Source organism: Delftia sp. JD2 (assembly GCF_001682645.1).
Classification (GTDB): Bacteria; Pseudomonadota; Gammaproteobacteria; order Burkholderiales; family Burkholderiaceae_C; genus Comamonas; species Comamonas acidovorans.
Genome location: NZ_LFJT01000125.1, coordinates 1 through 3,493, shown reverse-complemented (window position 1 = coordinate 3,493; position 3,493 = coordinate 1). Strand labels below are relative to the sequence as shown.

General features: G+C 71.9%; 2 protein-coding genes and 1 pseudogene. 1 reads left to right on the top strand and 2 read right to left on the bottom strand.

Translation table 11 applies throughout. From position 1 onward, the window contains the following. Nucleotides 1–618: pseudogene (locus tag ACM14_RS30070) on the bottom strand (adenylate/guanylate cyclase domain-containing protein); the annotation flags it as partial. Nucleotides 619–744: 126 nt separating this feature from the next. Here ACM14_RS30070 and ACM14_RS30065 point away from each other — a divergent pair. Continuing rightward, the gene (locus ACM14_RS30065; protein ID WP_065348165.1) at nt 745–1,452 is read left to right on the top strand and encodes a Crp/Fnr family transcriptional regulator; all 708 of its coding nucleotides are present in this window, start codon (nt 745–747) and stop codon (nt 1,450–1,452) included. Here the strand turns inward: ACM14_RS30065 and ACM14_RS30060 are convergent. Further along, entirely contained in the window at nt 1,449–3,074 is a 1,626-nt protein-coding gene (locus ACM14_RS30060) for an ABC-F family ATP-binding cassette domain-containing protein (protein WP_065348164.1), read from the bottom strand. The genes ACM14_RS30065 and ACM14_RS30060 overlap by 4 nt on opposite strands. Nucleotides 3,075–3,493 lie beyond the last annotated feature (419 nt).

The following is a 3,493-nucleotide window of genomic DNA, read 5'->3' as shown; positions in this document are numbered from 1 at the left end:
CGGCGCTGGCAGGCCGGCTGCCGCGATCTCGCGCGCCATGGAGACGATGCCCAGCGCCGCCAGCACGGGCAGCAGCACGGCGGCCGTGAGCAGCAGCGGCTGCCAGCGCCGCCACCAGCCACGCGCACGCAGGGCCATGTGCAGGCCCATGCAGCCATGGGTCCAGGCAGCCGTCATCAGCAGCAGCTGGATGGCCATGCTGGACGGATTCCAGGAAGAACGCACGATGCGCGCATACGAGGGGTCCACGCCCCAGGCCTCCTGTGCCAGCCGCGTGGCCGGCACGTGCAGGGCCAGCAGCAGCGGCAGGCCCAGTCCCAGCAGCAGCCGCACGGCCTCCAGCGCCGGCATGCGCAGGCTGCGCCGCCGCGCCAGCGCCTGCAGCGCCAGCCCCATGTGCACGGCCAGCGCGCCGTAGAGCAGCAGGCTGCCGGGCAGGGATCGCCACACGCCGTGGACCCCCTCGCGCACGGCCTCGGCCGTGCCCAGCGAGACCAGGCCCAGGGCGTGATTGGACAGGTGCAGCGCCGCATAGGTCCACAGCACCAGGCCGGTGGACCAGTGGAGGCTGCGCAGGGACGGCAGAGCCGGCAGAACCGGATGAGGGACACGGGCCATGGAAAGCGATGATGCGCCCGACGGCGGAAGAAGACAGGAGAAGACCGCAAGAACGGCAGCTTGAAGGAACTTAGGCCGGGCCTGGCCGATCCAGAATCTTTGTACCTTACGCCCGCTATTGGTTCCATGGCCCACCCCACCCAGCCCTCCAGTTTCGCCCTGCGCGGCATCGCCCTGTTCGAGGGCCTGGGCAGCGCCAGCCTGGACCGCATCGCCGCCGACTGCGAATGGCGCCCGCTGCAGGCCCGCCAGCCCGTGTTCAGCCGCTGCTCCACGGGCAGCGACGTGTTCTTCCTGGTCAGCGGGCGCGTGCGCATCACCACCTACTCGCCGGGCGGGCGCGAGGTCAGCTTCCGCGACTACGGGCCCGGCGAGCACTTCGGCGACCTGGCGGCCATTGACGGCCAGGCCCGCTCCACCGATGTGGTCACCCTGGAATCCTCGCTGCTGGCCAGCCTCTCGCGCCAGGACTTCCTGGCCCTGCTGGCGCGCGAGCCCGCCATCGCCCTGCGCATGATGGAGGGCCTGGCCGGCCTGGTGCGCCGGCTGACGGACCGCGTCATGGAACTGAGCACCCTGGGCGTGCCCACGCGCCTGCACATGGAGCTGCTGCGCCTGGCGCGGGAGGCGGGCGTCTCGCCCGAGCACACGGCCCTCATCTGCCCCGTGCCTTCGCACTCGGTGCTGGCCAGCAAGATCAGCACCAACCGCGAGCAGGTCACGCGCGAGCTGGGCGCCCTCACCCGGCGCGGCCTGCTGCGCAAGGAGGGGCGCCAGGCGCTGCTGGTGACCGATGTGCGCGCACTGCAGGCGCTGATAGCGCAGGAAAGCTAGGCGGGCTCCATTCGCCAGCCCTGCGGCGACCACACCAGGCGGTCGGTCAAACCGATGGCCTGCAGAAAATCCTCGTCATGCGAGACCACGACCAGCGTGCCGGCGTAGCCGCGCAGCATGGCCTCCAGCGCCTGCAGGGAAGGCAGGTCCAGGTGGTTGCAGGGCTCGTCCAGCAGGAGCAGGGGCGCGGGCGGCTCGGCATGCAGCGCGCAGGCCAGGGCAGCCTTGAGCTGCTCGCCGCCGCTGAGCCGGCCCACGGGCTGCTCCACCTGCCGGGCCGCCAGCCCGAGCCAGGCCAGGCGCGTGCGCAACACATCCACGGGGGTGCCGGGGCAGGCGTCCTGCAACTGCTCCATCACCGTGCGCCCGGGCTGCAACAGGGACAGGCGCTGGTCCAGGTAGGCACAGGCCTGCATGCGGCGCACCTCGCCCGCCTGGGGCGCAAGGCGGCCCGACAGCAAATCGAGCAGGCGCGTCTTGCCGCAGCCGTTGGGACCGGTCACGGCCAGGCGCTGGCCGCCGTACAGAGACAGGTTCAGGCGCGGCCCCGTGGAAAGCGAAAACGGCAGCAGCACATCGTCCAGCAGCGCCACCACGTCGCAGGGAGCACCGGCCGGTGGCGGCGCCTGCATGCGGATGCCGGCCTGCAGGTCGATCTGGCGCGCCGCCTCGCGCACGCGCTGGTCCAGCGCCTCGCGCGTGTCTGCATGCTGGCGGCGCAGCCGGCCGGCCGACGCCTCGCTGCGCTCCTTTTGTCGGTCCAGCAGAATGCGCGCCTGGTTGGCCTCCTGGCCCTGGCGGCGGCCGCGTGCCTCGCGGCGCTGCTGGCGCTCCTGCTGCTCGCGCAGCTGCTGCGTTTCGCGGCGGCGCTCCAGCTTGCGCTGCTCCAGCAGTTGCACCGCCGAGGCCATCTCGCGCGCCTTGGCTTCGGCATAGAAGGCGTAGCCGCCGCCGTAGCTGCGAAGCCCCTGCGGCGACAGCTCCACGATGCGTTCCATGCCCTGCAGCAGACTGCGGTCATGGCTGACCACGACCAGGCCACCGGGCCAGCGCTGCAGTTGCGCGGCCAGGGCCTGGCGGCTTTCGCGGTCCAGGTGGTTGCTGGGCTCGTCCAGCACCAGATGGTCGGCGCCCGACAGCAGCGCGCCCGCCAGGGCCACGCGCATGGCCTCGCCGCCGCTGAGGGCGTGGCCCGGCGTATCGGCACGCAGATGGCCCAGGCCCGCCAGCTCCAGCTGGGCCTGCAGGCGCTGGCGCAGATCCCAGCGGTCGGCCAGCCGCTCGAAGTCCCGGGCATCGCAGCTGCCGGCCTCGATGCGCGCCAGCGCATCCAGTGCAGGCTGCAGCCCGGCCAGCGCCGCCACCGAAGGCTGGTCGTGCCAGTCCGTGCGCTGGGCCAGGTACAGCACCTGCCCCGAGCGCAGGCAGCGGCCCTGCGAGGGCGCATCCAGCCCGGCCAGGATGCGCGCCAGCCGCGACTTGCCCACGCCGTTGCGCCCCACCAGGCCGGTGCGGCGGTGGTCGAGGGTTTCGGAAAGATCGGAGAAAAGGGGGCTGCCATCGGGCAGCACGCAGGAAACGCCGTCGAGCGTGATCGTGGTATTCGTCATATCGCGGTTCATGGATGCCAACGCAGTTCCTTGCCGCTTTGCATGCATTGCGCGTGCGGTGGGCAGGGTCGGGAAAAGCGGGCCGCTGGGACAGCGGCAGCATCAATGGCGCATGGGACGAATACCTCCTGCAATGGCGAACGAAACCGCCATTATAGAAATCATGGGACGGACGTGCTGGCCGTGCCGGAGGGGACGCCACCGGCGCCACGGCGGCCGGCATGCGCACCTGCGTTTGCACGCGGCGGCGCGGGTCCGGTGGGCCCGGCCTGCCGCTTAGGGGCTGCAGGCGCCGATGGCGCGCAAGGGTTCGAAGACTGTGCCGGCGGGCGGCCCTGAAAGCACAGGGCGTTGAGCGCAATCCAGAGAGGCATGTTTCTTATGTTCCGGGGTCGGCAGCAGGCGGCGGCCGGCGCGCGCTGCCGCGCGGC

Coding starts and splice junctions, on each gene's coding strand:
- ACM14_RS30065 (WP_065348165.1), top strand. CDS start 745: ATGGCCCACCCCACCCAGCCCTCCAGTTTCGCCCTGCGCGGCATCGCC.
- ACM14_RS30060 (WP_065348164.1), bottom strand. CDS start 3,074: ATGAACCGCGATATGACGAATACCACGATCACGCTCGACGGCGTTTCC.